Source organism: Streptomyces sp. iso_384, assembly GCF_056172905.1.
The window spans coordinates 1978322-2004007 of the sequence record NZ_JBWBTT010000001.1 but is presented as its reverse complement, the minus strand read 5'-3'; the positions used below and the strand labels follow the sequence as shown (position 1 = coordinate 2004007).

Genomic DNA, 25686 nt, shown 5'->3' with positions numbered 1-25686 from the left:
CCCTCGGCACGTACCGTCCACTCGGCACGTCAACTTCACATGCCGAGCCGAATATTCATATCATCCACATGGTCGCGACCGAGGGCGAAGGGCCACCCGGAGTCACGCCGCCGGTGTCCGGATCGCCGCGCAGCCGCTATCCGGTCAGCTGGGAGGTGGAGGGAACCTTGTCCTTCACCTCGGCGCCCGCGTCCTTGCCGGCGTTCTTGATGCTGTCGACGACGCTCTCGAACGCGCCCACATCGCCTTCGCCCGCCTCGCCCTTGCGGAGCTTCGTCCCCAGCCCCTTGAGCGATTCGATTCCGGCGGTGAGCGGGGCGACGGCCTTCGACAGCAGCGGGTCGCCCTTGGCGTTCTCCGCCGCGGCCCTGAGCCGGTTGTAGGCGAACCCGCCCGCCAGGCCGGCCTTGACGAGGGCGAGACGCCGCCCCTCCGCGCCCTTCTTGAACGTTCCGGCGCGGTACGGCTTCACGATCCACTGGTACGTCGCACCCGCCGCGAGCCCCGCGTTGGCGACGAACCGGGTCTTGGCGAGGCGCTGCTTCTCGGCGGACGGCGAAGGGCCGGCGCCGGAGGGGTCCGCCGCCGCCGACGCGCTCGCCGCGTTGCCGCCCGCGGTGTCTCCGGAGTCGCCGCACGCGGTGGCGCCCGTCAGGAGGGCGCAGGACAGCAGCAGCGCGGTCAGGGTGCGGCGGAGCGGTACGGGACGGTACACGGCGGGCCTCCTGACCGGACCGAACGGGCCACCCGGACATGTCACAGCGAGCGACGGATCTCGGCACTCCGGTTCAGCCTCGCCCGTTCCCCCCTCGGTCGCCACCCGGTGCGGGCCGTCCGGGTTTCACCCTGCGTAAAGCGGCAACCAGAGTTCCATGTCTCCCAGAACCCGTTCAGGAAGCAGTTCAGCGGCTCGCGTGATCGCCGTCGTGGCCGACATCCTGGCATTCATCATCATTCTCTGGATCCTGATGTACCTGCTGGACGCCAACCGCGGCAACGACTTCGTGCAGTGGGTGCACGACTCGGCCCGCTGGCTGGCGGGCTGGTCGTACGACCTGTTCACGTTCGACAAGGCGTGGGCGCGGGTGGTGGCCGGTTACGGTCTGGCGGCCGCGGTCTACCTCTTCATCGGGCACGCGGTGGCGGGCCGGCTCCGCCGGGGCTGAACCGGCCCCACCTCAGGGCGTGTTCAGCGGCAGCAGTCCGGCTCCAGGCCGACCGGCAGCCGCTCGCCCGCGAAGACGGCGGTGGTCGCCTCGTCGCCCCCGAGCGCGGCCACCGCCAGCAGCAGGGAGCCCGCGGTCCAGGTGGTGAGCTCCTCGGGCCAGAAGGCCCGGTTGCCCTCGAAGACGTATCCCGTCCAGTACAGCCCGCCCTCGGCGCGCAGGTGCTGGACGGACTGGAGGATCTCCAGCGCCCGGTCCGACTCCCCCATAACCCAGAGGGCCAGGGCCAGTTCACAGCTCTCGCCGCCGGTCACCCAGGGGTTGGGCAGCACACAGCGCACCCCGAGGCCGGGCACCACGAAACGGTCCCAGCCCTCCTGGATGCGAGCGGTGGCCTCGGCCCCGGTGACCGCGCCGCCGAGGACCGGGTAGTACCAGTCCATCGAGTAGCGGCCCTTGTCGAGGAAGCGCTCGGGGTGGCTGCGGATCGCGTGGGCCAGCGCCCCGGTCGCCAACTCCCAGTCGGGCTGCGGCTCCTCACGGCGCTCGGCGATGGCCAGCGCACAGCGCAGCGCCTGATGGATCGAGGAGGAGCCGGTCAGCAGCGCGTCGCTCACGGGCGTGCCGTCGGGCTCCCGTTTCCAGCCGATCTGCCCGCCGGGCTGCTGGAGACCGAGGACGAACTCGACGGCCGCGTAGACCGTGGGCCACATCCGGTCGACGAACGCGTCGTCGCCGGTGGCGAGGTAGTGGTGCCAGACGCCGACGGCCACGTACGCGCAGAAGTTGCTCTCCAGGCCCCGGTCGGTCGGCTGCTGCGGGTCACCGTCGTGGTAGGCGGCGTACCAGGAGCCGTCGGCGTTCTGGTTGCGGGCGAGCCAGTCGTAGGCGCGGGCGGCGGCCCCGTGCTCACCTGCCGCGTCGAGCGCCATCGCGGTCTCGGTGTGGTCCCACGGGTCGAGGTGGTGGCCCCGGAACCACGGCAGCGCCCCGTCCTCCCGCTGTACGGCAAGCAGGGCGGCGACCGTCTCGGATGCCTGACGAGCCGTCAGAACACCGGGCAGGACGAGGTGTTCGGTCTGTTCGGGAGTGCTCACGCCTCGGCCTTCGGAAGGTGCGGCTTGGTGGCGTAGGCGACGAAGCTCTTGCCGACGACCGGGTTGAGGAGCTGCTCGGCGACCCGGGTCGCGAGCGGCTTCTTCATGATGTCCCAGACCAGCAGCTTGTGGTAGGCGCGCACCGGCAGCGCCTTGTCGTTGTCCACACCGAAGGCGCACTTCAGCCACCAGTACGGCGAGTGCAGCGCGTGGGCGTGGTGCGTGCCGTACGGCTTGAGTCCGGCCTCGCGGATCCGGGCGAGGAGCTGGTCGGCCTTGTAGATGCGGATATGGCCGCCCTCGACCTCGTGGTACGCGTCGGAGAGGGTCCAGCAGATCTTCTCGGGGCCGTAGCGCGGGACGGTGATGGCGATCCGGCCGCCCGGCTTGAGGACCCGGACCATCTCGGCGAGGACGCCCTTGTCGTCCGGGATGTGCTCCATGACCTCGGAGATGATCACGACGTCGAAGGAGTCGTCGGGGAAGGGCAGGTTGAGCGCGTCGCCCTCCATGGCGGTGGCGGTGGCGCCCTCGGGGGCCTCACCGGCCTCCTTCATCGCGGCGAACCACTTGGCGACCTCGCGGATCTCCTCGCCGTTCTGGTCGAGGGCGACGACCTGCGCACCGCGCCGGTAACACTCGAATGCATGCCGGCCGGCACCGCAGCCCAGGTCGAGCACTCGGTCGCCTGCGGCGAGCGGGAAGCGGGTGAAGTCGACGGTCAGCACGAGGGCCTGCCTTCGAGGTCGGAGGTACGGGTTGCGACGATCGGGTCCACGGTCGCCCGGAGGCGCGCGGCGACCCGGGGGTCCACGGTCACCTGCGGACACCGCGGGCGGTGATCGCCCGACGGTACAGCTCGGCGGTTCCGGCGGCCGCCCTGGCCCAGGTGAAATTGGCCAGCACCCGCGCGCGGCCCGCCGCGCCGAGCCGGGCGCGCAGCTCCGCATCGCCCAGCAGCCGGGCCAGCGCCCCGGCCAGCGCGTCCGCGTCGCCGGGCGGGACGGCGAGACAGGTCTCCCCGTCGCGGCCGGAGACCTCGGGGATCGCACCGCCGGTGGTGGCGACGAGCGGGGTGCCGGTGGCCATGGCCTCGGCGGCGGGCAGCGAGAAGCCTTCGTACAGCGAGGGCACGCAGGAGACCTGGGCGCTGCGCACGAGGTCGACGAGCTCGGCGTCGCTGATGCCCTTGACGAACTCGACGGCGTCCGCGAGGCCGTGCCGCTCGATCGCCCGGGCGACCGGCCCGTCCTCGGCGCGCTTGCCGACGACGACGAGGTGGGCGGCGGGGTTCTCGGTACGGAGCTTGGCCAGCGCGTCGACGAGGTGGACGAGGCCCTTGAGCGGGACGTCGGCGCTGGAGGTGGTGACGATACGGCCGGGCACCTCGGCGACGGAGGGGTCGGGCGACCACAGGTCGGTGTCCGCGCCGATATGGACGACGCTGATCCGGTCCTTGCGTACGCCGAGGTCCTCGACGATCTCGTCGCGGGAGGAGCCGGAGACGGTGAGGACGGTGTCCAGCTTGCGGGCGACCCGCTTCTGCATCCGGGTGAAGGCGTACCAGCGGCGTACGGAGGCGCGTCGGCGGCGGCCGGTGGCGGCTTCCAGGTCGAGCCTGCGGTCCACGGTGATGGGGTGGTGGATCGTCGTCACCAGCGGCGCCCCGAGGTCGCCGAGGAGCCCGTACCCGAGGGTCTGGTTGTCGTGGACGACGTCGAACTCGCCGCGCCGGGCCAGCAGGTGGCGGCGGGCGCGGAGACTGAAGGTGAGCGGCTCGGGGAAGCCGCCGGTCCACATGGTGGCGACCTCGGCCAGGTCGATCCAGTCGCGGTACTCGCCGCGCTTCGGCGTACGGAACGGGTCGGGCTGGCGGTAGAGGTCGAGGCTGGGCAGTTCGGTGAGCGGAACGCCCTCGTCGAGCACCGGGTAGGGCTGGGCGCCGATGACCTCGACGCTGTGGCCGAGCCGGGCGAGCTCGCGGCCGAGGTGGCGCACGTACACGCCCTGCCCGCCGCAGAAGGGATTGCCCTTGTAGGTGAGGAGTGCGATGCGCAACGGCCGGTCGCCGGTCCCGTCGGAGCTGCCGTCGCCCGTGCGGGGGCCTGTCTCTATGGCCTCAGCGGTCACACTCGGCCCCCTTCTGACTGCGTGTTCGCCGGAGCGTAACCGGTCGCGCTAATCTAGAACAAGTTTCAGACTTGATAGAACACGTTGCAGACTTGATCGTTCGACGTGCATCGAATCTACCGGCAGGTAGCGTCGGCGGAACGGCCGGATCGGGTGATTCGCGCCACGACGGACGCCCTGGCATGCTGTGCGCGCCCGGCCGGGGCCGCTTCGTCCGTCCGGGTGCGGTATCAAGCCATGGATCACGGATCGTGGATCGGGGACAGCATGACCGCGGACGCCAGACCGGCAGCGCCTCCGTTGACCGAACGCCAGGAGGCCCGTCGCCGCCGCATCCTGCACGCCAGCGCCCAGCTGGCCAGCCGGGGCGGGTTCGAGGCGGTGCAGATGCGGGAGGTGGCCGAGGCCGCCGGGGTCGCGCTGGGCACCCTCTACCGCTACTTCCCGTCCAAGATCCATCTGCTGGTCGCGACCATGCAGGACCAGCTCCAGCACATGCACACCACGCTCCGCAAGCGCCCGCCGGCCGGCGACGACGCGGCGCAGCGGGTGGCCGAGACGCTGATGCGCGCCTTCCGCGCGCTGCAGCGCGAACCGCACCTCGCGGACGCCATGGTCCGCGCCCTGACCTTCGCGGACCGCAGCGTGAGCCCCGAGGTGGACACCGTCTCCCGGCTCACCACGGCGATCATCCTGGACGCGATGGGCCTGGAGCACCCGACCCCGGAGCAGCTCTCGGCGGTCCGGGTCATCGAGCACACCTGGCACTCGGCGCTGATCACCTGGCTGTCGGGGCGGGCCTCGATCGCCCAGGTGAAGATCGACATCGAGACGGTCTGCCGCCTCATCGACCTGACGGCGGAGGAACGGCCGGAGCGGGGCTGAGGGGCCGGGCGCCCGCGAGCGCCACCACGGCCGCCCGGCGGTGGTCCGTCCACTCACTCAGCCGGACATCGTCCCGCCCGGCCTTGAACAGCGCCTCCCGCCGGACCCACAACCGCAGCAGCGCCGGGCCGGGGTCCGGCCCGGTGCGGGCGGCGTCCACCTCGGCCTCCGGCAGCAGCCGCCGCAGTACGGGCAGGGGCCCCGGCCGCCGCGTCAGGGGCTCCACGTCGATACCGACCGGGCCAGGCCCGACCGCCGCGGCGGCCAGCCCGTCGGCGTGACTGAGGCTGGCGCCCAGGCCGGGGCGGTCCGGCAGATACGGCCGGCCGTGCCCGCTCTCCCCGCACCCGGGGCAGCGCTGGGCGGGCTCCATCTCGTGGGGCGGCCGCCCGGTGACCCGGGAGGCGCACAGCCGCAGCAGCAGCCGGGCCGCCACGACATCGGCACGCCGGGCGGGCACCCGGACCGCCGCGAGCCGGTGCCGCTCCCACGGGGCGAGCATGTCCTCGTCCAGCTCCGGGCAGGCCAGCACCTCGGCGGTGGTGGCGACCAGGGCGACGGCGGCCGCGCCCTTCCCGTACGGCGGCGGGAGGAGGGTCACCATCGGCCCGTGCTCACCCGGCCCGTGTTCACCCGGCCGGCGCCTCGGCGAGGCCGACGGAGCCCAGGAAGCGCTCCTTGACGCGGGCGAGGGTGCGGAAGTCGTCGATGGTGACTTCCTGCAGGTCGATGCTGTCGCCGGAGATCTCCTCCAGGAGATCGATGAACTCCAGGAAGTCCATCGAGTCGATGAGACGAGCCTCGATGAGGTCCTCGTCGACACCGATCGGGCCGTCGAGGCCGGGGTTCTTCTCGTTGAGCCACGCTACGACACGTTCCATGGGAGAAACCGCTCCTCGTTGTTCTGCGTTCTCTTGCTCTGTGTTCTCTTGCTCTGTGTTCTCGAAGGACTCGAACGGATCCGACGGCTGCCGGGCGGACGGAGGTCAGGAACCGGCCGTGCGGAGCCGCTCCAGGGCCTGTTCGGCGGTGCCGTGGGCGAGGATCATCGCGTGCACCCAGCGTTCGACGCCGAAGGCGACGCAGGAGCTGTACGCGGGACCGTGCGAGCCGGCGCGGATGCCGAGCCGCTCGCCGAAGAAGTTGCGGTGCCGGTTGACGGAGGCGATGGCCGTGCCGTCGGGGGCGCTGTACTCGTACTTCACCGGGTCCAGCGCCATCAGGCGGGCCCGCGATCCCCCGTTGTCGTAGAACGGGTCGTCGGCCGCCGCCCGGGTCAGGACCAGGCCGAGCCGTCCGGCCACCTCCTGGATGAACTCGCCGCCGCGCTCGTGGTGTTCGGAGGCTCCGTCCTTGGTTCCGAGGTAGATCACCTCACGCATATGGAACCCCCAGAGGCGGCGCAGGCCGTCGTAGTGGGTCTCGTTGCGGAAGCAGCGGCCGACCGCCGAGAGCCGCAGCCCGTCCTCGCCGACGTCCTGGCCCTCCAGGGAGAGCAGCAGGCCGTAGCAGGTGGCGGACGGCAGCACATGGCCGGTCGGGTGCAGCGGGAGGTCCTGGGGCGATCCGCCGGACGCCAGCCCGTCGAGGACTTCCGGGCCGAACCGCCCTGCGGAGACGCCGAGATGAGGGAAGTTGCGGAAGAAGTCCAGCCGTGCCAGTCCGTCGGCGGACAGCAGGGGCGGCCCCACGACCTCGGGGGCGGAGAGCCGGGCGGCCAGACCGGTCAGCAGGTCGTCCAGCCCCCGCAACAGAGCGGTGCGGACCGGGTCCAGCGTGATCAGCCCGGCACCGGGGCTCTTCAGCTCGATGCCCGGCAGGGCCGTGATGCTGGATGTGTTCATGAAACCGCGTCTTTCTCGGTCGGGCCGGCCATCGGCGACCCACCGGATGTACGAACCGCATCGCCATGACGGCGGCGACCCTGAGCAGGGCCGTCGACAGGTCGGCCAGCAGGGCCGTCACCGGCCGGAGCGCGGGCAGGGAAAACGGCTTGACAGCCCGCCACGAACCCGACCGCGCCCTTGGACATTAGGCCCGTTGCTCGCCTGTTGTCTAGACCAAAGATACCGAACGGCAGGTACCGGTTCCGCGCCTGTCAAGCACATGACCACACCCCATATCCCCATATGTGCGAGGCACTTGACAGCTCAGGCGGTCTGGACCAATCCTGCTGATCGACGTGGTCACGGCTGCTCCCGCCACGGCACTGCCATCCGTCCCGCCGCCCGCGGCGACCCCGCTCCCCCGGGGTCGCCGCACGGCCGGCCGAGGAGAAGAACCTGCCATGAACCTCATGACGACACCCGCCCCTCGCCGCCGGCCGCGCCTGCACCGCGCGGCGTCGGACATCCCGTACTTCAGCGCGGACGGCGAGGCCTACCTCGCGCAGACAGCCCTGCGGGAGCTCGACAAGTCGCGTCCGCTGCGGGTGCTGTCCGAGGAGGACTTCGCCCACTGGCAGACGTACGGCTACGTCATCGTCCGGGAGGCGGTCCCGGCCACGGTGGCCCGGCAACTGCTGGACTTCACCTGGGACTTCCAGGGCCTGGACCCGGAACGGCCGGAGAGCTGGTACGAGGACCGGCCGCTGCGCTCCGAGCTGGACCAGCAGCTGCACATCTACGGCTTCGTGGAGGCGTACCACCACCAACTGCTGTGGAACAACCGGCAGTCGCAGCGGGTGTACGACGCCTTCGTCGACGTATGGGACTGCGAGGAGCTGTGGGTCACCCTGGACCGGCTCAACCTCAACCCGCCCAACCGGGGCAACCGTGACCGCGCCCTGATCGAGCCGACGGACCGGGGCTTCGACATCGAGCTCCACTGGGACATCGACACCACGCTCGCCGTGCCGCCGCAGCGGGTGCAGGGCATCATCGCGCTCAACGACACCCGGCCGGAGACCGGCGGTTTCCAGTGCTGCCCGGAGCTGTTCCGGCAGTTCGACACCTGGAAGACCGGCCAGCCCGGTGACCGGGACCCGCTGCGCCCGGACATCGACCGGGACGAACTCCCGGTCGTACGACCGGATCTGCACCCCGGCGACCTGCTCATCTGGAACGGTCTGCTGGCCCACGGGGTGGCGCGCAACCTCTCCGAGAACGGTGTGCGGGCCGTGCAGTACCTGTCGATGATGCCCGCGCTGGAGGAGCACGAGCGGCTGCGCAGATCCCGGGTGGAGTCCTGGCGGCATCTGCGGACGCCGCGCTGGAACCGCACCCTGGTCGGCGACCCGGTGCTGCCCGAGTCCAAGCGCTATCCGACGGCCGAACTGAACGCTCTGGGCAGCCGGTTGCTGGGGCTCGCCTCGTGGCAGGACCCGGTCGAGGAGACCGAGGACGTCGCGGGCGTCGAGGGCACGGCATCCGCCGCTCCGAGCGGGGAGCCTTCGTGCGCCGCGTCTGCCTGACCCTGCCCACCCACCGGGCATGCTCCGGCACCATCGCGGCGATCGGCGAGGAGGCGGCTTACGGGGCACGGGAGTTCGGCGTCGAGGTGCACCTCCTGATCCTGGACTCCTCTCCCGAGCCGGTCCTCGCCGAGCACCGGGAGGCGGTGGCCGCGCTGCCCGCCTCCCCCGGTGTGACCGTCCACCACCTCGACGAGGACGAGCAGCGCGCCTTCCTGCGCGAGGTGACCGAACGGTCCGGAGCGACGTCGGCTGCGGCGGACCGGCTGCTGGGCCTGATGCTGCCGTCCCGCGTCTCCTACGGGGCCTGCACCAACCGGGCGTTCCTCATCGCCCAGGCCCTCGGCTGCACGTCCGTGCACCGCCGGGACTCGGACAGCCGCTACCAGCACCTCGACGGCGAACCGGTCTTCCCGCTCCACCAGGAGCTGGCCCACCTGGGCCAACGGGCGGACCACGTACGGACGTCGGCGACGAGGAGCAAGCTGCCACCGGGCTCGGGCGACCGCCGGGTGGCGGTGGCGGGCGGCTCGTTCGTGGGCGAGATGTCGGTGGACGTGGCGGAGATCCGCGAGCTCGACCCGGACACGTACAGCGAACTGATCGGCCTGTCGCTCCCCGAGGGGTACCCGGATTTCTGGCGCAAGCATCTGATCGACGAGTCGTTCCGGGGCGCGGGCAACGGGAGGTTCGGCGGCGACAGCACCACGCTCGCCCCCATCAGCCCGATGCACGTGGACATGTGCAACATCGCACTCGACCACGAGGTCTACCGCAGGATCCCGCTGCCACCCGCCACCGACACCATCGGCAGCGACTACTTCCTTCTCCACCTCGCCCACGACGCCCGGCTGCCCGGCCTCCAACACAACCGGCACATCGTCAACTTCCATACCGTGGAACGGCGTACGGACGACGGATTCCTCGCCTACCAGCTCCGTTTCGCGAAGTTCCTGCTGGCGAAGACGTATCTCAACGCCGTGTACGCGAGGACGGCACAGGCCGGTGACGCGCTGCTCGACGCCGGGGGCCACCTCCGGGCGTCCGTGGTGGCCGGGTACGTACGGGACAGCATCGCGCTGGACCGTACGGAGGTCGCCCGCCGCCTCGACGTGATCGACCGGGCCTACCGGCGGCTCGGCGGCCGCTACACGACGGTCGCGGACACGCTCGCGGAGAACAGCGGCCGACTCCTGGACGAGGCCCGGGACGACATGGCCGACTTCGCGCTGCTGATGGACCACTGGGAGGCGCTGTCCGGCGCGAGCGCCGAAGCGGGCCTGGAGCAGCAGGTCCGGGCCGTGACCCGATGAACTCCGCCGCCGACAGGGAACCCATGCACCAGAACCCCCCGCACACCACCACGACCACGGTCACCGTCGCCTACGCGGGCGGTGCGGAGCGGCGCGGCCCGATCACCATGGGCCAGGCCAACATGATCCGCTGCATCCTGCGGGACGACCCCACCCACATCAACATCCACGATGTGTGGCCCGTCCCCGAGGACGCCACCGTGGCGGCCGTCACCGACGCTCTGCGCGCCCTGGCCGTACGGCACGAGGGGCTGCGCACCACCTTCCCGCACCCGCCGGAGACCGCACCGGTCGACCAGGCCGTGGCGGCGGAGGGCACGTTCACGGTGACCGTCCTCGACCACGCCGAACTCCCCGCCGATCCGGCGGGGTACGCGGAATCGGTGGCGCGGGCGGCCCGGGCCGGGCGCTTCGCCCTGGAGCGGGAGTTCCCGATGCGGATCACTCTGCTCACCGTGGCCGGACAACCGGCCTACGTGGCACTGGCGTTCAGCCACGCGGTGGCCGACGGCAGCGCGATGGCCATCCTGCGCGAGGAGTTCGCCGAGCTGCTGGCGGGCAAGGAGCTGCCGGGGCTCACGTCCCTCCCCCCGGTCGACCTGGCCGCCGTGGAGGCCTCCCCGGCCGGGCTGCGGAAGTCGGAGGCCTCCCTGCGGTACTGGGAGCGGATCCTGCGCACCGGGCCGCAGGAGATGTTCGCAGAGCCGCGCGGCAGGAGGCCGGGGACCGACGAGGAGGCCCGGCAGCTGACGCTGCGCTCCCGTCGGGGCGGCCGGGCGCTCGCCGGTGCGGCCCGCCGTACCGGACACCCCGAGGCCACCGTGCTGATGGCCGCCTGGTGCGCCCTGGTGGCCCACCGGGCGGGCCAGGACAGCTGTGTCACCGCCGTCCCGAGCGCCAACCGGTTCCACCCCCGGGTCGCCCGTTCGGTGACCACCACGTCCCAGGACGCGCTGCTTCACCTGGACGTCCGGGTGCCCGCCTTCGACGCCCTGGTCGCCCGGACCTGGGGGGCGGTGCTCAACGCCTACCGGCACAGCCAGTTCGACTCCGTACGGCTGTGGGAGATGATCGACCGGGTCACCGCCGAGCGCGGCAGCCACTTCGGCCGGGACGTGGTGTTCAACGACGTGAGCGCCCTGCCCGCCCCACTCCTGGGCACCGACGCGCAGGACCGCGACGACGCCGGGCAGGAGCTGACCTGGGGGCCGCCCCAGACGCTGCCGACCCGGCTGCTCGCCTTCACGTACCGGACGGCGCCCCAGCTCCACATCTCCCTGTGGGCCGCCCCCTCGCTCTTCACCCCCGAGGAGGCGGAGGGGTTCCTCACCGGGCTGGTCCTGCTCCTGGAGGCGGCCGCCGCCGGGGACGTACCGATGGAGGCGCTGGCCGAGGTGACGGGAGTCCGCCCCGCCGAACGCGGGTCCGGCTGGCTCCGGGTGGACGGCTGCTGGGTCTCGCCCGACGCCGTGCGCGAGACCCTCGGCCGGGCGGTGGGCGGACTGCCGGTGCGAGTGGCCGAGGAGCCCGCACCGGACGGGACGGCGGACGGCGCTGCGGAGGGGCCGGCCGGCGCGGAAGGGCACCTCACGGCGTACATCGCCCGCGGCGACACCCCGTTGACGCCCGAGGAGGTCCACCGGGCGCTGACCGCCCTCATCCCGGCCGCCGGTTCGGGGGTCCTGGCACCCCACCGCTACGTGCTCGTCGAGAACCCGCCCGCCGAGCCGGACCGGAGCGACGCCTGGCGTCGGCTGCAGATCATCGAGGAAGGGACCGGCAGGAGCCGGCAGGTGCGACATGAGCGTTGACGACACGACCCTCCAGAAGTCCGAACCGCTGCCCAGCCCCTGGCGGTCGGGCCGGTTCCGGCTGTTCTTCACGGCGCGCAGCGCGTCGCTGCTGGCCGACGGCATGCTGATGGTGTCCCTCACCACGGCGGTGCTGGGAGCGGGACACGGGGCGAGCGGCGTCGGGTACGCGCTGGCGGCGTGGATGACCCCGATCGTGCTGCTGGTGCTGTTCGGCGGGGTGCTGGCGGACCGGTTCACCCCCCAACTGATGATGATCTGCGCGGACCTGGCGCGCATGCTGGCGATGCTGACGCTGGCCGCTCTCCTCTTCTCCTCCGACAGCGTCCCGCTGTGGCAGATCATGGGTCTGATGGCGCTGAGCGGTGCCGCGACGGCGATGTTCCAGCCCGGTATGGCGAGCATGGTCCCGCGGGTCGCGGAGGACATCCAGAAGGCCAACGCGCTGCTGCGGATCTCCGAGGCCCTGAGCACGCTGCTGGGCCCGGGCCTGGCGGGCATCCTGGTGGCGTACTGGCAGGTCTCGGGCTCGTACCTGGTCATCGCGGCGGCGTACGCGCTCAGCGCCCTGGTCCTGCTCCCCCTGCGGAAGCTGCACACGGAACGCGACGAGGGCGACGCCCCGATGTGGCGCAGGCTGGCGACGGGCTGGCAGGAGTTCCGGTCGCGCCAGTGGCTGTGGGGCGTCATCGCGGTCTGGTCCGTCTACGGCCTGTTCGTGTTCGGCCCCGCGCTGCCGCTGGGTGCGACGCTGATGATCGAGCAGCACGGGGCGAACGGGTACGGCTGGATCGCCTCGGCGGACGGCGCGGGCACGATCATCGGCGGCCTGATCGGCATGCGGGTCCGCCCCCGCCGCCCCTTGGTCGCAGGCGCCCTGGCCATGCTCTGCTTCGCGCTCAACCCCTTGGCCCCGGCCCTGGAATGGTCCTTCGCGGCCACGGCGATCGCCCACGTCATCGCGGGCTACGGCTTCGCGTTCTGGGGCGTGATGTGGGCGACGAGCGTCCAGTCGCACATCCCGCTGACGGTCCTGAGCCGCGTCTCGGCGTACGACGTCGCAGGCTCCATCATGGTCATCCCCCTGGGCCGCGCCCTGGCGGGCCCGGCGGCGGACGCGTTCGGCGCGAACGAGGTGCTGATCTTCTCGTCGGTGATGTCGTTCGCCCTGCTGGCGGTCATGCTCAGCGTCCCGGCGATCCGCGCACTGCGCCGGGCCCCGGAGGACACGCTCCGAACGGCGGAGGCCGAACCGGCGGTCTGAGCTGCTGGCTGCACCGGGGCGGGCGCGGCGAGGCCCGGGAACGCCAGGTCGCGGCGCACGCGCTCGGCGAGGTTTCCTGAGCCTTCGCCGGCGATCCGGCGGAATAAGGAACTCGGCATGATCGGGCAGGCGTCGGCCGGCCGGGGATTCTCCGCTGGAGATCGATCCCGAAGGCGTCGTCTTCCTTTCCGACGACGGCCTGCTGCTGTCCGAACAGGTCTCGGGTTTCGATCTTTGGAGGTCCGGAATGACGTGGAAGAACGAAGAGGAAGTAGATGTCGTGATTACCGCTGTCGCGCCGGCCGGATCTCAAGTTTACGGCGTCGGCATCACGGGGTTTATCGACCAGGTCAAGCATCCTTCCTGGTGGTCGGGAGATGCAGCTCCCCCTCAGGTCGGTGACCAACTGCACGCAGTCGTACTCGATGAAACAAGGAATCCGCCTCGTCTCAGCGCACTCCAGAGGGACATCGAAGTCGCACGAGCACTGCGCGAACGGAAGTGATCTCGGATGTGTCGGGGCTCCCACCGCACCGGCGGACTGGCGCTGGCCTGATCCGAGTAGCCGCCCGTAGCAGCCGGACCCTTCACTCCTCCGGCGGAAACACCACCTCCCCCGACCCCGCCAGCGTCAGCGTGATCGCCTCCACCGGGCAGCCTTCCGCCGCCGCGAGGACGTGTTCGCCCGCGTCGCGGTTCTCCTCGGTCGGGTGGGACTGGCGGGCCGAGTCCAGGTGGAAGGCGTCGCCCGCGTGGTTGACGCACATGCCGGAGCCGATGCAGACGGAGCGGTCGACCTCCACGTGCCAGCGGTCGCCCATCACGCCTCCCGGTAGCCGGCGGGCAGGTGGATCATCTTGTGCTCGAAGAACTCGCCGTAGCCCTCGGGGCCGAACTCGCGGCCCAGGCCCGAGTTCTTGTAGCCGCCGAAGGGGCCGAGCATGTCGAGGCTGAAGGTGTTCACGCTGTACGTGCCCGTGCGGACGCGGCGGGCCACGTCGATGCCGCGTTCCGTGTCCGATGTCCAGACGCTGCCGCTGAGGCCGTACGGGGAGTCGTCGGCGATGCGGACGGCCTCGTCCTCGTCTCCGTACGGGATCAGGCAGATCACCGGGCCGAAGATCTCCTCGCGGGCGATGCGCATGGAGTTGTCGACCGAGCCGAAGAGTGTGGGTTCGACGTACCAGCCGCGTTCCTGGGAGGCGGGGCGGTTGCCGCCGGTGAGGATCTTGGCGCCTTCCTCCTGGCCCAACCGGATGTAGTCCAGGGAGCGTTGCTGTTGGCGTTGGGCCACCAAGGGGCCCAGTTCGGTGGCCGGGTCCAGGGGGTCGCCCACGCGGAGTGCGCCTGCCGCTGCCGCGAAGGCCTCCGCCATCTCGTCGTAGCGGCTGCGCGGGGCCAGGATGCGGGTCTGGGCCACGCACGCCTGGCCGTTGATCATCCAGGCGAACGGGACGATGCCCGCCACCGCCGCCTCCAGGTCCGCGTCCGGGAGGATGACCGCTGCCGACTTGCCGCCCAGCTCCAGGGTGACTCGGGTCAGGTTGCGCGACGCCACCTCCATCACCCGGCGGCCCGCCGCGACCGAGCCGGTGAAGGAGACCTTGTCCACGTCCCGGTGTGCCACCAGGTATTCGCTGACCTCCCTGTCGGCCGGGAGGATGGAGAGGACGCCGGGCGGCAGGCCCGCCTCTGCCGCTGTCTCCGCCAAGAGGTAAGCGTCCAGAGGGGTTTCCGGGGAGACCTTCAGGACCGCCGTGCAGCCGGCCAGGAGGGCAGGGGCCAGTTTCGCCGCTGCTGTGAACTGGGGGACGTTCCACGGGACGACCGCGGCGACCACGCCCACCGGTTCGCGGCGGACCAGGAGCGGGCCGAGGACTCCGTCGCGCCGCTCCTCGTACGGGAACGTGCGGGCCACCGTGATCGCCGAGTCCCAGACCATCATCGCGGCCAGCGCCTGCACCATGACGCTCGCGCTGTACGGGGTGCCGTTCTGGGCGCTGATGAGGCGGGCGAACTCCTCGTGGCGTACGGCGAAGGCGTCCTTGATCCGGGTGATCACCGCGATCCGCTCGTCCAGCGTCATGCGAGGCCAGGGGCCCTCGTCGAAGGCGTGGCGGGCGGCTGCGACCGCCCGGTCCACGTCGCCCTCGGAGGCGTGCGGCACGCGGCCGATGACCTGTTCGGTGTGCGGGGAGATCACCTCGATGACCTCGGTGGAGAGCGGATCGGTGAACTCCCCGCCGATGAACAGGTGTCCGTGTTCCACCAGCTCCGTACGTTCCGTCATGGCCGTCGCCTCCTGTGAACCCGTACATCCGTACACCCACGCACGCGCAACTGATTGCTCGTCAGAACTGATACCAGTTCCTGTTTCAGGAGTCCACGGTGCGGACCGCACCCGGGCGGCGAATATTTGGTAGACCTGGGCTACCACTGGAACGAGTTCTCGTTACAGTTGGCTCAGCGCACGCCGCCGAGCAGAGATGGGGAGCCCATGACGCAGGTGCCGCAGGTACCTCAGGTGACCGACCACGGCGGAGGCGTCCACAGCATCAAGGTCCCCATCCCGGACAACCCGCTGGGGCACACCCTCGTCCATCTCGTCGACACCGACCGGGGCCCGGTCCTCATCGACACCGGCTGGGACGATCCCGCCTCCTGGGACACCCTGGTCGCCGGGCTCGCCGCCCTCGGCACCGCCGTCACCGAGATCCACGGCGTCGTCATCACCCACCACCACCCCGACCACCACGGCCTCTCCGGCCAGGTCCGCGAGGCCTCCGGGGCCTGGATCGCGATGCACGAGGCCGACACCGCGATCGTCCGCCGCACCCGGGACTCCGAACCCGGCACCTGGCTCGACTACCTCACCCGCAAGCTCGCCGCCGTCGGCGCACCCGAGGAGCATCTCGCCCCGCTGCGCGCCGCCCGCAGCGGAGGGCGGCTGCGGACCCTGCCCGGGCTGCGTGCCGCCCTGCCCGACCGGGAGATCGTGCCCGGCGAGCTGCTCGACCTGGCCGGGCGGCGACTGCGCGCCGTCTGGACGCCCGGGCACACCCCGGGCCATGTCTGCCTCCATCTGGAGGAGCGGCATCCTGCCGGGCTCGCCGGGCACGGGCGGCTGTTCTCCGGCGACCATCTGCTGCCGGGAATCAGTCCGCACATCGGGCTGTACGAGGACCCGGACGACACCGCCGTCACCGACCCGCTCGGCGACTACCTCGCCTCACTGGAGCGGGTCGGCCGGCTCGGGGTGGCCGAGGTGCTGCCCGCGCACCAGCACGCGTTCACCGATGCGGGCGGGCGGGTGCGGGAGCTGCTGGACCATCACGAGGAGCGGCTGACCGGGCTCCTCGCCCTGCTCGCCGCGCCGCTCACCCCGTGGCAGCTGGCCGAGCGGATGGAGTGGAACCGGCCCTGGGCGCAGATCCCGCACGGTTCGCGGTCCATCGCCGTGTCGGAGGCCGAGTCCCATCTGCGGCGGCTGGTGAAGCTCGGCCGCGCGGAGGCCGTACCGGGCGGGCCCCCGGTGACGTACATCGCCGTCTGACACCCGGCACCCTCGGCGGCCCGCGCAGCCGGTGACGTACATCGCCGTCCGGGCCTCGCGCGGCCGGGCCCCGGTGACGTACATCGCCGTGCGAGCTCCCTGCCGCTCCCCTACGGACCGGTAGAGTGGGCAGGTCGTCATCATGCCCGTACAGGGGGAAGCCGGTGCGAATCCGGCGCTGTGCCCCAGCCGTGACCCGTCCGCCCGACGGCAGCCGGACCGCCCTCCGCGGAGCGTGACCGGCTCGGGCCACCGGAACCCCGGTGGCCGGCACCGTCGAGGCATACGGGGCCGGAGCCCGGTGCCCTCGTGCGCCCGGGGAGTCCGGCCCTCGCAGGAGAGGCCCAGCCAGCCATGACCGTACGCCGCAGCGCAGCCGCGCTCGCGACCACCGCCGTGCTTCTCGGCGCGGCCGCCCCCGTAGCGGTCGCCGCGCCGAGCCCTTCCCCGTCGGCGGAGCTGCCGGCCGGGCTCTACGGCACCGCGGACCCCACGTACGACGGGGTGTGGCGGCAGTCGCTGGCCTTCCTCGCGCAGAAGATCGAGTACGTCACGCCGTCGACGCAGGCGGTGGACTGGCTGGTGGGGCAGCAGTGCGACAGCGGGGCGTTCACCTCGTACCGCGATGCCTCCGATCCCTGTGACGCGTCCACGGTGATGGACACCAACGCCACCGCCGTCGCCGTCCAGGCGCTCGTCGAGGTGAACCTGCACCGGGACGCCGCGAACAACGGCGCCGACTGGCTGAAGTCCGTGCAGAACGAGGACGGCGGCTGGGGCTACAACCCCGGCAGCCCGAGCGACGCGAACTCCACCTCCATCGTGATCGGCGCGCTCGCCCGCACCGGCGTCCCGGTCGGCGAGCTCACCACCGCCGACGGCAGCACCCCGTACACCGCGCTCCAGACCCTGGCCATCCCCTGCGAGGACAAGGACGGCGGCGCGTTCGCCTACCAGCCGGGCAAGAAGGGCGAGCTCACCGCCAACCTGGACGCCACCGCGGCCTCCGTGCTCGGTCTGATGGGCAAGGGCATCGCCGCCGGCACGTCCAACGCGGTCAAGGACCCCTCCTGCACCACGGGCGACGACCTCAGCCCGGAGCAGACCGCCCAGAACGGCGCCTTCTTCCTCGCGGGCACGCTGAAGAAGCAGCCGTACCTGAAGCAGGCCCCGATGCCGGGCGCCGAGGACAGCACGCCGCAGCCCGACTACGGCAACACCGCGGACGCGGTCGTCGCGCTCGCCGCCTCCGGGCACAAGGACAAGGCCCAGGCCTCCGTCACCTGGCTGCAGAAGAACGCCACGGACTGGGCGAAGCAGGGCGGTCCGGCCGCCACCGCGCAGCTGATCCTCGCGGCGCACGCCACCGGCGCGGACGCCCGCAGCTTCGGCGGCGTCGACCTCGTCAAGCAGCTCAACTCGATGGGGCCCTCCCCCGCCGCCACCGCCCTCCCCTCGCCCACGCCGACCGGTCCGCAGCCCTCCAGCGGCACCGACAGCGACGACAGCGGGCTGAGCCTGGGGTGGCTGATCGGCATCGGTCTCGCCGCCGGCGCGGGCATCGGCTTCCTGCTCAGCATGCGCCGGAAGAAGCAGCAGCCGTGAGCCGTACGCCGGTCCCGGCGCGGCCGCTGAACCCTGTCGTCGCGCGGTTGCGCAATCCGCTCGTCGCACTGGTCGCCGCCCTGGTCGCCGCCTCGGCCGTGCTGCTCGGCGCGGGCAGCGCCGAGGCCGCCGGATACCGCTACTGGTCGTTCTGGCAGGGCAACGGCAAGAACTGGGAGTACGCCACCCAGGGGCCGTCGGTCCTGCGCCCGGACGACGGTACGGTCCAGGGCTTCCGGTTCGCCGTGAGCGAGGACTCGGGCGACGCCGACCAGCCGCGCCGCGCCCCCGACTTCGGGGCGATCTGCGCGGACACCCCGGCGGAGGACGGGAAGAAGCGGGTGGCGCTGGTGATCGATCCGGGTACGGCGGCGGACGCCCCGGACGGCGAGCAGCCGCCCGCCCCGCGCACGGCCTGCGCGCAGGTCGCGCCGGACGCCAGCAGTGCGGAGGCGCTCGCCGCGGTGGCGAAGCCGCTGCGGTACGACAGCAGCGCCATGCTCTGCGCGATCTCCGGCTATCCGAAGTCGGGCTGCGGCGAGCAGGTGTCCGGCGACACCGGCAGCGCGAAGCCGTCCGAGCCCGCGAAGACCGCGGAAGAAACGGGCAAGGACACGGGCGCGGGCGAGGACAGCGGTGGCGGTCCGTCCGTCGGGCTTCTCGTCGGCATCGGCGCCGTCCTGTTGCTGGGCATCGCCGCCGTGGTCCAGGCCCGCCGCCGCCGGTGACCGCCTCCCCGGCCCCGGCCCGGCTGCTGCGCCGCGCCCTGCACGCCCCCGCGGCGGACCGCGGCAACGCGCTGCCCGCCGGGGCGTGGTGGCTGTGGGCGCTGGGGCTCGCCACCGCCGCGTCCCGGACGACGAACCCGCTGCTGCTGGGGCTGCTGGTCGGGGTGGCGGGGTATGTGGTGGTGGCGCGGCGCACGGATGCTCCGTGGGCCCGCTCCTACGGCGCGTTCGTCAAGCTCGGGCTGTTCGTCGTGGCGCTGCGGCTCGTCTTCTCCGTCTTCCTCGGCTCGCCGATCCCCGGTTCGCACACCGTCTTCGTCCTTCCCGAACTGCCCCTGCCGGACTGGGCGCAGGGGGTGCGGATCGGTGGCCGGGTCACCGCCGAGCAGCTCGTCTTCTCCCTCTACGACGGGATGAAGCTGGCCACCCTGCTGATCTGTGTCGGCGCGGCGAACTCGCTGGCCAACCCGGCGCGGCTGCTGAAGTCGCTGCCCGGCGCACTGTACGAGGCGGGGGTCGCCGTCGTGGTCGCGATGACGTTCGCGCCGAACATGGTGGCCGACGTGGTCCGGCTGCGCACCGCGCGCCGGCTGCGGGGCCGGCCGACCGGTGGCGTCCGGGCCGTGGCGCAGATCGGGCTGCCGGTGCTGGAGGGCGCGCTGGAGCGGTCGGTGGCGGTGGCCGCGTCGATGGACGCGCGGGGTTACGGGCGTACCGCCCGGGTTCCGGCCGCTGTCCGGCACACCACGAACGTCCTGACCCTGGGCGGGCTGCTCGGGGTGTGCGCCGGCACGTACGGGCTGCTGGCCGCGCAGGGGGCGGTGTACGGGCTGCCGCTGCTGCTGGCCGGTCTGGTCACGGCGATGGCCGGGCTGCGGCTCGGCGGGCGGCGCTCGGTGCGCACCCGCTACCGGCCGGACCGGTGGGGTGTGCGGGCCTGGCTGGTGGCGTGCTCGGGTGTGGTGGTCGCGGCGGCGATGATCTGGGCGGGGGCGGTGGATCCGGACGCGCTGCACCCCGGGGTCGTGCCGCTGGCCGCGCCGGTGCTGCCGCTGTGGCCCGCCGCCGCGGTGCTGGTCGGGCTGGTGCCCGCGCTGGTCGCCCCCGTACCGCCGTCGACCCGGGCGCACGGACAACCGGCGCATCGCAGCAAGGAGCAGGCGTGATCAGGTTCGAGCGGGTCTCCGTGCGGTACGAGGGCACGGAGCGTCCCACGCTGTCGGGCGTCGACCTCACGGTGCCCGAGGGCGAGCTGGTCCTGCTCGTCGGCCCCTCCGGTGTCGGCAAGTCGACTTTGCTCGGTACGGTCTCCGGGCTCGTCCCGCACTTCACGGGCGGGCTGCTGTCGGGCCGGGTCACGGTGGGCGGTCGCGACACCCGTACGCACAAGCCGCGTGAACTGGCCGATCTGGTCGGGACCGTGGGCCAGGATCCGTTGGCGCACTTCGTCACGGACACGGTCGAGGACGAGCTCGCGTACGGCATGGAGTCGCTCGGTCTGGCCCCCGACGTGATGCGCCGCCGGGTGGAGGAGACGCTCGATCTGCTGGGCCTGGCCGAGCTGCGCGACCGGCCGATCGCGACCCTGTCGGGCGGCCAGCAGCAGCGGGTGGCGATCGGTTCGGTGCTCACCCCGCACCCGAAGGTGCTGGTGCTGGACGAGCCGACCTCCGCGCTGGACCCGGCGGCGGCCGAAGAGGTCCTCGCGGTGCTCCAGCGGCTGGTGCACGACCTGGGCACGACCGTGCTGATGGCCGAGCACCGGCTGGAGCGGGTGGTGCAGTACGCGGACCAGGTCGTCCTGCTGCCCGCCCCGGGCGCCGCCCCCGTGATGGGGCCGCCCGCCGGGATCATGAAGGTGTCGCCGGTCCGGCCGCCGGTGGCGGAGCTGGGGCTGCTGGCGGGCTGGGACCCGCTGCCCCTGTCGGTACGGGACGCCCGGCGCGCGGCGGGCGGGCTGCGGGAGCGGCTGGCGGGTTCGGTTCCGCCGGAGGCCGCCTCGGCCGCGGTGCCGGTGCGGACGGACGTTCCGCCAAGGTCGTTGGAGGTGCCCGTTCCGCCAGGAACGCCGGAGGTACCCGTTCCGCCGGGAACGCCGGAGGTACCCGTTCCGCCGGGAACGCCGGAGGTGCCCGCTCCGGTCGCGGTCGAGCGGCCGCGGGCCGGCCGGTTGGCCCGGCTCCTGGGACGGGGGCCCGCCGCCCCGGCCACCCCGACCGCCGCCGATCCGGTCACCCGGGTCGACGGGCTCGGGGTGCGGCGCGGCCGGGTCGAGGCGCTGCGGCGGGTGACGCTCACCGTGCACCCGGGCGAGACGGTGGCCCTGATGGGCCGTAACGGGGCCGGCAAGTCCACGCTGCTCGGCGCGCTCGTCGGCATGATCGAGCCCACCGCGGGCACCGTGCGCGTCGGCGGCCTGGCCCCGGCCCGGACGGACCCGCGGGCGATGGTGCGCCGGGTCGGCCTCGTACCGCAGGAGCCGCGCGATCTGCTGTACGCGGACACGGTGGCCGCCGAGTGCGCGGCAGCCGACCGGGACGCGGGCGCGGCGGAGGGTTCCTGCCGGGCACTGGTGTCGGAGCTGCTGCCGGGCGTCGGCGACGACACGCACCCCCGGGACCTCTCCGAGGGCCAGCGGCTGGCGCTCGCCCTGGCGCTGGTGCTGACGGGCCGGCCGCCGCTGTTGCTGCTGGACGAGCCGACGCGGGGCCTGGACTACGCGGCGAAGGCCCGGCTCGTCGGCGTACTGCGGGGGCTCGCGGCCGAGGGGCATGCGATCGTCCTGGCGACGCACGACGTGGAGCTGGCGGCGGAGCTGGCGCACCGGGTGGTGATCCTCGCCGACGGGGAGGTCGTCGCGGACGGCCCGACCGGGCGGGTGGTGGTCTCCTCCCCCGCCTTCGCCCCGCAGACGGCGAAGATCCTCGCCCCGCAGGAGTGGCTGACCGTGTCCCAGGTGCGCGGGGCGCTGGAGGCGGGAGCGTGAAGGAGATGACGGACGTCACCGAACGGGCTCCCCGGCCCGTGCGGCTCGGGCCGAAGTCCGTGGCCGTGCTGCTGCTGACCGGGGCCGTCGGGGTGGTCGCCTTCGGGTGGCCGCTGCTGGCGGACGCCGGGTCCGGGCTCGCGCACGCGCGGGACGCGCCCTGGCTGTTCGCCGCGCTGCTGCCGCTGCTGGTCGCGGTGGTGGTGGCGACGATCTCCGAGTCCGGGATGGACGCGAAGGCCGTCGCGATGCTCGGTGTGCTGGCGGCGGTCGGGGCGGCGCTGCGCCCGCTCGGGGCGGGCACGGCGGGCCTGGAGCCGATGTTCTTCCTGATGGTGCTGAGCGGTCGGGTGCTGGGCCCCGGGTTCGGGTTCGTCCTCGGCTCGGTGACCATGTTCGCCTCGGCGCTGCTGACCGGCGGGGTCGGGCCGTGGATGCCGTTCCAGATGCTGTCGATGGGCTGGTTCACCATGGGCGCGGGGCTGCTGCCGGGGCCGGACCGGCTGCGCGGGCGGGCCGAGTTGGCGATGCTGGCGGTGTACGGCTGCGTGGCGGCGTTCGCGTACGGCACGGTGATGAATCTGCAGGGCTGGACGCTGATCACCGGTCTGGGGTCGGGGATCTCGTTCGTCGCGGGCGACCCGCTGCACGAGAACCTGGTGCGGTTCCTCGCCTACTGCGCGGCGACCTCGCTGGGCTGGGACCTGGGGCGGGCGGTGCTGACCGTGGTCCTGACCCTCACGCTCGGTCCTACGCTGCTGAAGGCGCTGCGCCGGGCCACCCGCCGCGCCGCCTTCGACGCGCGCGCGGCGTTCGGGGAGCCCGGGGCGTGAGGCCCCCGGCGTCCCCGGACGGGGCCGCCGCCGGAGTCACAGCCGCTGGATGATCGTGCCCGTCGCCAGGGCTCCTCCCGCGCACATCGTGATCAGCGCGAACTCCTTGTCGCGGCGTTCCAGTTCGTGCAGGGCCGTGGTGATCAGCCGGGCGCCCGTCGCGCCGACGGGGTGGCCCAGCGCGATCGCGCCGCCGTTGACGTTGACCTTCTCCAGGCCGTCGAGGTCCGCCTCGAACTCCTGCGCCCAGCTCAGGACCACGGACGCGAACGCCTCGTTGATCTCGACGAGGTCGATGTCCCGCAGCGACATGCCGGCCTTGCCGAGCACCGCCCGGGTCGCGTCGATCGGGCCGTCGAGGTGGAAGTGCGGGTCGGACCCGACCAGGGCCTGGGCCACGATCCGGGCCCGGGGCTTGAGCTTGAGGGCCCGTGCCATGCGCTTGGACGACCACATGATGGCGCAGGCCCCGTCCGAGATCTGCGAGGAGTTCCCAGCGGTGTGGATCGCGCTCGGCATGACGGCCTTCAGCCCGGCGAGCGCCTCCATCGAGGTGTCGCGCAGCCCTTCGTCCCGGTCGACGAGCCGCCACATGCCCTGGCCCGCCGTCTGCTCCTCCTCGGTGGTCGGGACCTGGACGGCGTACGTCTCGCGCTTGAAGCGCTCCTCCGCCCAGGCCGCGGCCGCCCGCTGCTGGGAGAGCAGGCCGAGCGCGTCGACCCGCTCCCGGGTCAGACCGCGTTTGCGGGCGATGCGCTCGGCGGCCTCGAACTGGTTGGGCAGGTCGACGTTCCACTCGTCGGGCCAGGGCTTGCCGGGGCCGTGTTTGGAACCGCTGCCCAGCGGCACCCGGGACATCGCCTCGACGCCGCAGCTGATGCCCACGTCGATGACCCCGGCGGCGACCATGTTGGCGACCATGTGGGAGGCCTGCTGCGAGGAGCCGCACTGGCAGTCCACGGTGGTCGCGGCGGTCTCGTACGGCAGGCCGACCGTCAGCCAGGCGTTGCGGGCCGGGTTCATCGACTGTTCGCCGGCGTGGGTGACGGTGCCGCCGACGATCTGTTCGACGCAGTCGGCCTGGATTCCGGTGCGGCCGAGAAGTTCACGGTAGGTCTCACCCAGCAGATAGGCGGGGTGCAGATTGGCGAGTGCGCCTCCGCGCCTGCCGATGGGGGTGCGTACGGCTTCGACGATGACGGGTTCCGCGGCCATGAGCTCGTCCTCTCCTCGCGCTTCCGCAGGGGGCGTCCCGGCGCCCACGGAAGGAACTAGTACGCGTTCTAGTTCTGCAAGCAGTCTCGTGACGGCGGCCCGGCTGCGCAAGGGGCGTGCACGCACCGCACGCACGCCCTCCGGCGAGGCGGCGGGCCGGGCGGCGGCACCGGGGGCAACAGATCCGGCCATGGCTCTTGCCACTTGTAGAACTCGTTACTACCTTGCGGGCACCTCCTGATGGCCCGTCAGGCAGCCGGCGAGACAGGCGAACCGGTCGGGCGGGGCGTCGGACGGTTCGCGATCAGATCCGGAGTGGAGAGGTGCCCATGCGCTGCCCCCATCTGCCCGACGGGTTCGACTTCACCGACCCCGATCTCCTCCAGGCCCGCGTGCCGCACCCGGAGTTCGCCCTGATGCGGGAGACCTCGCCGGTCTGGTGGTGCACCCAGCCGCCCAACATCTCCGGGTTCGGCGACGCGGGCTACTGGGTCGTCACCCGCCACGCGGACGTCAAGTACGTTTCCACGCACCCCGAGTTGTTCTCCTCGAACACCAACACCGCCGTCATCCGCTTCAACGAGACGATCAGCCGCGACCAGATCGACGTCCAGAAGCTCATCATGCTGAACATGGACCCGCCCGAACACACCCGGGTCCGCCAGATCGTCCAGCGCGGCTTCACCCCGCGCGCGGTGCGCTCGCTGGAGGCGGCCCTGCGCTCCCGGGCCCGCTCCATCGTCGAGACGGCCCTCGCGTCGGCGGACGCGGACGGCTCCTTCGACTTCGTGACCAACATCGCGGTGGAGCTGCCGCTCCAGGCCATCGCCGAGCTCATCGGCGTACCGCAGGAGGACCGTTCCAAGATCTTCGACTGGTCCAACAAGATGGCCGCGTACGACGATCCGGAGTACGCGATCACCGAGGAGGTCGGCGCCGAGGCGGCGATGGAGATCGTGGCGTACTCGATGAACCTGGCGGCGGCCCGCAAGGAGTGCCCGGCCAAGGACATCGTGAGCCGGTTGGTCGCGGCGGAGGGCGAAGGGAACCTGTCCTCCGACGAGTTCGGGTTCTTCGTGATCCTGCTCGCGGTGGCCGGCAACGAGACCACCCGTAACGCGATCAGCCACGGCATGCACGCCTTCCTCACCCACCCCGAACAGTGGGAGCTCTACAAGCGGGAGCGCCCGAAGACGACGGCCGAGGAAATCGTGCGCTGGGCGACCCCGGTGGTCTCCTTCCAGCGGACCGCCACCCAGGATCTGGAGCTGAGCGGTCAGCGGATCAGGAAGGGCGAGCGGGTGGGGCTGTTCTACTCCTCGGCCAACAACGACCCGGAGGTGTTCGACGCCCCGGAGGCCTTCGACATCACCCGGGACCCCAACCCGCACCTCGGGTTCGGCGGCGGCGGTCCGCACTTCTGCCTGGGCAAGTCGCTGGCCGTGATGGAGATCGACCTGATCTTCAACGCCATCGCCGACGTACTGCCGGATCTGCGGCTGCTGGAGGACCCACGACGGCTGCGTTCGGCGTGGCTCAACGGGATCAAGCAGCTTCAGGTGACCACGGCGGCGGAATCCTGACACCGGTACGCCGGTACACCGGTACACCGATCCCGAGTGGCGGCACCGGCCGCGCGGGCGGACGATGGACGCGCGGCGATCCGTGCCGAAGGGGTGCCGGGACGA

Annotated in this window: 24 protein-coding genes; 14 read left to right on the top strand and 10 right to left on the bottom strand. The window is 72.3% G+C overall.

Annotation, left to right across the window (positions count from 1 at the left end):
• Positions 1-136: 136 nt before the first annotated feature.
• Complete coding sequence (locus tag AC0VY3_RS08705; RefSeq protein ID WP_475549342.1) at positions 137-715, bottom strand: hypothetical protein; 579 nt, start codon at positions 713-715, stop codon at positions 137-139.
• 157 nt (positions 716-872) lie between these two features.
• Here AC0VY3_RS08705 and AC0VY3_RS08700 point away from each other — a divergent pair, with 157 nt between their 5' ends.
• Entirely contained in the window at positions 873-1166 is a 294-nt protein-coding gene (locus AC0VY3_RS08700; protein ID WP_063751842.1) for a hypothetical protein, read from the top strand.
• A gap of 23 nt (positions 1167-1189) precedes the next feature.
• Here AC0VY3_RS08700 and AC0VY3_RS08695 read toward each other — a convergent pair whose 3' ends face one another.
• The 3 genes from AC0VY3_RS08695 to AC0VY3_RS08685 all read right to left on the bottom strand — a co-directional run bounded on the left by AC0VY3_RS08695 (position 1190) and on the right by AC0VY3_RS08685 (position 4393).
• Positions 1190-2263 carry a prenyltransferase gene (locus AC0VY3_RS08695; RefSeq protein WP_475549341.1) on the bottom strand — a complete coding sequence of 358 codons (1074 nt, stop codon included), beginning with the start codon at positions 2261-2263 and terminating at the stop codon, positions 1190-1192.
• Positions 2260-2991, bottom strand: coding sequence for a class I SAM-dependent methyltransferase (locus tag AC0VY3_RS08690; protein ID WP_019764966.1), 732 nt, complete (start codon positions 2989-2991; stop codon positions 2260-2262). Before AC0VY3_RS08690 ends, AC0VY3_RS08695 begins: the two co-directional genes overlap by 4 nt.
• Positions 2992-3079: 88 nt before the next feature.
• Positions 3080-4393: a glycosyltransferase family 4 protein gene (locus tag AC0VY3_RS08685; RefSeq protein WP_103508322.1), complete on the bottom strand. Its 1314-nt coding sequence runs from the start codon at positions 4391-4393 to the stop codon at positions 3080-3082.
• A 267-nt stretch (positions 4394-4660) separates the two neighbouring features.
• Here AC0VY3_RS08685 and AC0VY3_RS08680 point away from each other — a divergent pair, with 267 nt between their 5' ends.
• Positions 4661-5278: a TetR family transcriptional regulator gene (locus AC0VY3_RS08680; protein ID WP_103508331.1), complete on the top strand. Its 618-nt coding sequence runs from the start codon at positions 4661-4663 to the stop codon at positions 5276-5278.
• Here the strand turns inward: AC0VY3_RS08680 and AC0VY3_RS08675 are convergent.
• From AC0VY3_RS08675 to AC0VY3_RS08665, 3 genes are all read right to left on the bottom strand, one after another.
• Entirely contained in the window at positions 5238-5882 is a 645-nt protein-coding gene (locus AC0VY3_RS08675; RefSeq protein ID WP_103508321.1) for a 4'-phosphopantetheinyl transferase family protein, read from the bottom strand. The two genes, AC0VY3_RS08680 and AC0VY3_RS08675, sit on opposite strands and share 41 nt — an antisense overlap.
• A gap of 25 nt (positions 5883-5907) precedes the next feature.
• Positions 5908-6159, bottom strand: coding sequence for an acetyl xylan esterase (locus AC0VY3_RS08670; RefSeq protein WP_103508320.1), 252 nt, complete (start codon positions 6157-6159; stop codon positions 5908-5910).
• Between the two features lie 105 nt (positions 6160-6264).
• Complete coding sequence (locus tag AC0VY3_RS08665; protein ID WP_475549340.1) at positions 6265-7122, bottom strand: class-II aminoacyl-tRNA synthetase family protein; 858 nt, start codon at positions 7120-7122, stop codon at positions 6265-6267.
• Positions 7123-7565: 443 nt separating this feature from the next.
• Here AC0VY3_RS08665 and AC0VY3_RS08660 point away from each other — a divergent pair, with 443 nt between their 5' ends.
• The 5 genes from AC0VY3_RS08660 (at position 7566) to AC0VY3_RS08640 (ending at position 13583) form a co-directional block, all read left to right on the top strand.
• Entirely contained in the window at positions 7566-8690 is a 1125-nt protein-coding gene (locus AC0VY3_RS08660) for a phytanoyl-CoA dioxygenase family protein (RefSeq protein WP_475549339.1), read from the top strand.
• A complete protein-coding gene (locus tag AC0VY3_RS08655) occupies positions 8672-10003 on the top strand; it encodes a DUF6271 family protein (protein ID WP_475549338.1) in 1332 nt (443 codons plus the stop codon). The genes AC0VY3_RS08660 and AC0VY3_RS08655 overlap by 19 nt, the downstream gene beginning before the upstream one ends.
• Positions 10000-11814 (top strand): condensation domain-containing protein, encoded by a 1815-nt coding sequence (locus AC0VY3_RS08650; protein WP_475549337.1) that lies wholly within the window; start codon positions 10000-10002, stop codon positions 11812-11814. The genes AC0VY3_RS08655 and AC0VY3_RS08650 overlap by 4 nt, the downstream gene beginning before the upstream one ends.
• Entirely contained in the window at positions 11804-13078 is a 1275-nt protein-coding gene (locus tag AC0VY3_RS08645; RefSeq protein ID WP_103508315.1) for an MFS transporter, read from the top strand. Before AC0VY3_RS08650 ends, AC0VY3_RS08645 begins: the two co-directional genes overlap by 11 nt.
• A 247-nt stretch (positions 13079-13325) precedes the next feature.
• Positions 13326-13583 carry a hypothetical protein gene (locus AC0VY3_RS08640; RefSeq protein ID WP_475549336.1) on the top strand — a complete coding sequence of 86 codons (258 nt, stop codon included), beginning with the start codon at positions 13326-13328 and terminating at the stop codon, positions 13581-13583.
• Positions 13584-13665: 82 nt separating this feature from the next.
• Here the strand turns inward: AC0VY3_RS08640 and AC0VY3_RS08635 are convergent, their stop codons facing one another.
• Both AC0VY3_RS08635 and AC0VY3_RS08630 read right to left on the bottom strand, forming a co-directional pair.
• Entirely contained in the window at positions 13666-13899 is a 234-nt protein-coding gene (locus tag AC0VY3_RS08635; protein ID WP_103508313.1) for a ferredoxin, read from the bottom strand.
• Complete coding sequence (locus AC0VY3_RS08630) at positions 13899-15368, bottom strand: aldehyde dehydrogenase (protein WP_475549335.1); 1470 nt, start codon at positions 15366-15368, stop codon at positions 13899-13901. Before AC0VY3_RS08630 ends, AC0VY3_RS08635 begins: the two co-directional genes overlap by 1 nt.
• A 207-nt stretch (positions 15369-15575) precedes the next feature.
• Here AC0VY3_RS08630 and AC0VY3_RS08625 point away from each other — a divergent pair, with 207 nt between their 5' ends.
• The 6 genes from AC0VY3_RS08625 (at position 15576) to AC0VY3_RS08600 (ending at position 22783) form a co-directional block, all read left to right on the top strand.
• Positions 15576-16631, top strand: a complete 1056-nt coding sequence (locus AC0VY3_RS08625) for an MBL fold metallo-hydrolase (RefSeq protein WP_475549334.1) — start codon at positions 15576-15578, stop codon at positions 16629-16631.
• 354 nt (positions 16632-16985) lie between these two features.
• Positions 16986-18236: a prenyltransferase/squalene oxidase repeat-containing protein gene (locus tag AC0VY3_RS08620; protein ID WP_475549333.1), complete on the top strand. Its 1251-nt coding sequence runs from the start codon at positions 16986-16988 to the stop codon at positions 18234-18236.
• Positions 18233-18964, top strand: coding sequence for an SCO2322 family protein (locus AC0VY3_RS08615; protein ID WP_181010788.1), 732 nt, complete (start codon positions 18233-18235; stop codon positions 18962-18964). Before AC0VY3_RS08620 ends, AC0VY3_RS08615 begins: the two co-directional genes overlap by 4 nt.
• Entirely contained in the window at positions 18961-20130 is a 1170-nt protein-coding gene (locus AC0VY3_RS08610) for an energy-coupling factor transporter transmembrane component T (protein WP_475549332.1), read from the top strand. Before AC0VY3_RS08615 ends, AC0VY3_RS08610 begins: the two co-directional genes overlap by 4 nt.
• The gene (locus AC0VY3_RS08605; RefSeq protein ID WP_475549331.1) at positions 20127-21950 is read left to right on the top strand and encodes an ABC transporter ATP-binding protein; all 1824 of its coding nucleotides are present in this window, start codon (positions 20127-20129) and stop codon (positions 21948-21950) included. The genes AC0VY3_RS08610 and AC0VY3_RS08605 overlap by 4 nt, the downstream gene beginning before the upstream one ends.
• Before the next feature lie 5 nt (positions 21951-21955).
• The gene (locus tag AC0VY3_RS08600; protein WP_103511698.1) at positions 21956-22783 is read left to right on the top strand and encodes an ECF transporter S component; all 828 of its coding nucleotides are present in this window, start codon (positions 21956-21958) and stop codon (positions 22781-22783) included.
• A 36-nt stretch (positions 22784-22819) separates the two neighbouring features.
• Here the strand turns inward: AC0VY3_RS08600 and AC0VY3_RS08595 are convergent, their stop codons facing one another.
• Entirely contained in the window at positions 22820-23998 is a 1179-nt protein-coding gene (locus tag AC0VY3_RS08595; protein ID WP_103511656.1) for a steroid 3-ketoacyl-CoA thiolase, read from the bottom strand.
• 329 nt (positions 23999-24327) lie between these two features.
• Here AC0VY3_RS08595 and AC0VY3_RS08590 point away from each other — a divergent pair, with 329 nt between their 5' ends.
• Positions 24328-25581, top strand: coding sequence for a cytochrome P450 (locus tag AC0VY3_RS08590; protein WP_475549330.1), 1254 nt, complete (start codon positions 24328-24330; stop codon positions 25579-25581).
• The last annotated feature ends 105 nt before the right edge of the window (positions 25582-25686 follow it).

Coding starts and splice junctions, on each gene's coding strand:
- AC0VY3_RS08700 (WP_063751842.1), top strand. CDS start 873: ATGTCTCCCAGAACCCGTTCAGGAAGCAGTTCAGCGGCTCGCGTGATC.
- AC0VY3_RS08680 (WP_103508331.1), top strand. CDS start 4,661: ATGACCGCGGACGCCAGACCGGCAGCGCCTCCGTTGACCGAACGCCAG.
- AC0VY3_RS08675 (WP_103508321.1), bottom strand. CDS start 5,882: ATGGTGACCCTCCTCCCGCCGCCGTACGGGAAGGGCGCGGCCGCCGTC.
- AC0VY3_RS08670 (WP_103508320.1), bottom strand. CDS start 6,159: ATGGAACGTGTCGTAGCGTGGCTCAACGAGAAGAACCCCGGCCTCGAC.
- AC0VY3_RS08665 (WP_475549340.1), bottom strand. CDS start 7,122: ATGAACACATCCAGCATCACGGCCCTGCCGGGCATCGAGCTGAAGAGC.
- AC0VY3_RS08660 (WP_475549339.1), top strand. CDS start 7,566: ATGAACCTCATGACGACACCCGCCCCTCGCCGCCGGCCGCGCCTGCAC.
- AC0VY3_RS08650 (WP_475549337.1), top strand. CDS start 10,000: ATGAACTCCGCCGCCGACAGGGAACCCATGCACCAGAACCCCCCGCAC.
- AC0VY3_RS08645 (WP_103508315.1), top strand. CDS start 11,804: ATGAGCGTTGACGACACGACCCTCCAGAAGTCCGAACCGCTGCCCAGC.
- AC0VY3_RS08640 (WP_475549336.1), top strand. CDS start 13,326: ATGACGTGGAAGAACGAAGAGGAAGTAGATGTCGTGATTACCGCTGTC.
- AC0VY3_RS08635 (WP_103508313.1), bottom strand. CDS start 13,899: ATGGGCGACCGCTGGCACGTGGAGGTCGACCGCTCCGTCTGCATCGGC.
- AC0VY3_RS08630 (WP_475549335.1), bottom strand. CDS start 15,368: ATGACGGAACGTACGGAGCTGGTGGAACACGGACACCTGTTCATCGGC.
- AC0VY3_RS08625 (WP_475549334.1), top strand. CDS start 15,576: ATGACGCAGGTGCCGCAGGTACCTCAGGTGACCGACCACGGCGGAGGC.
- AC0VY3_RS08620 (WP_475549333.1), top strand. CDS start 16,986: ATGACCGTACGCCGCAGCGCAGCCGCGCTCGCGACCACCGCCGTGCTT.
- AC0VY3_RS08600 (WP_103511698.1), top strand. CDS start 21,956: ATGACGGACGTCACCGAACGGGCTCCCCGGCCCGTGCGGCTCGGGCCG.
- AC0VY3_RS08595 (WP_103511656.1), bottom strand. CDS start 23,998: ATGGCCGCGGAACCCGTCATCGTCGAAGCCGTACGCACCCCCATCGGC.
- AC0VY3_RS08590 (WP_475549330.1), top strand. CDS start 24,328: ATGCGCTGCCCCCATCTGCCCGACGGGTTCGACTTCACCGACCCCGAT.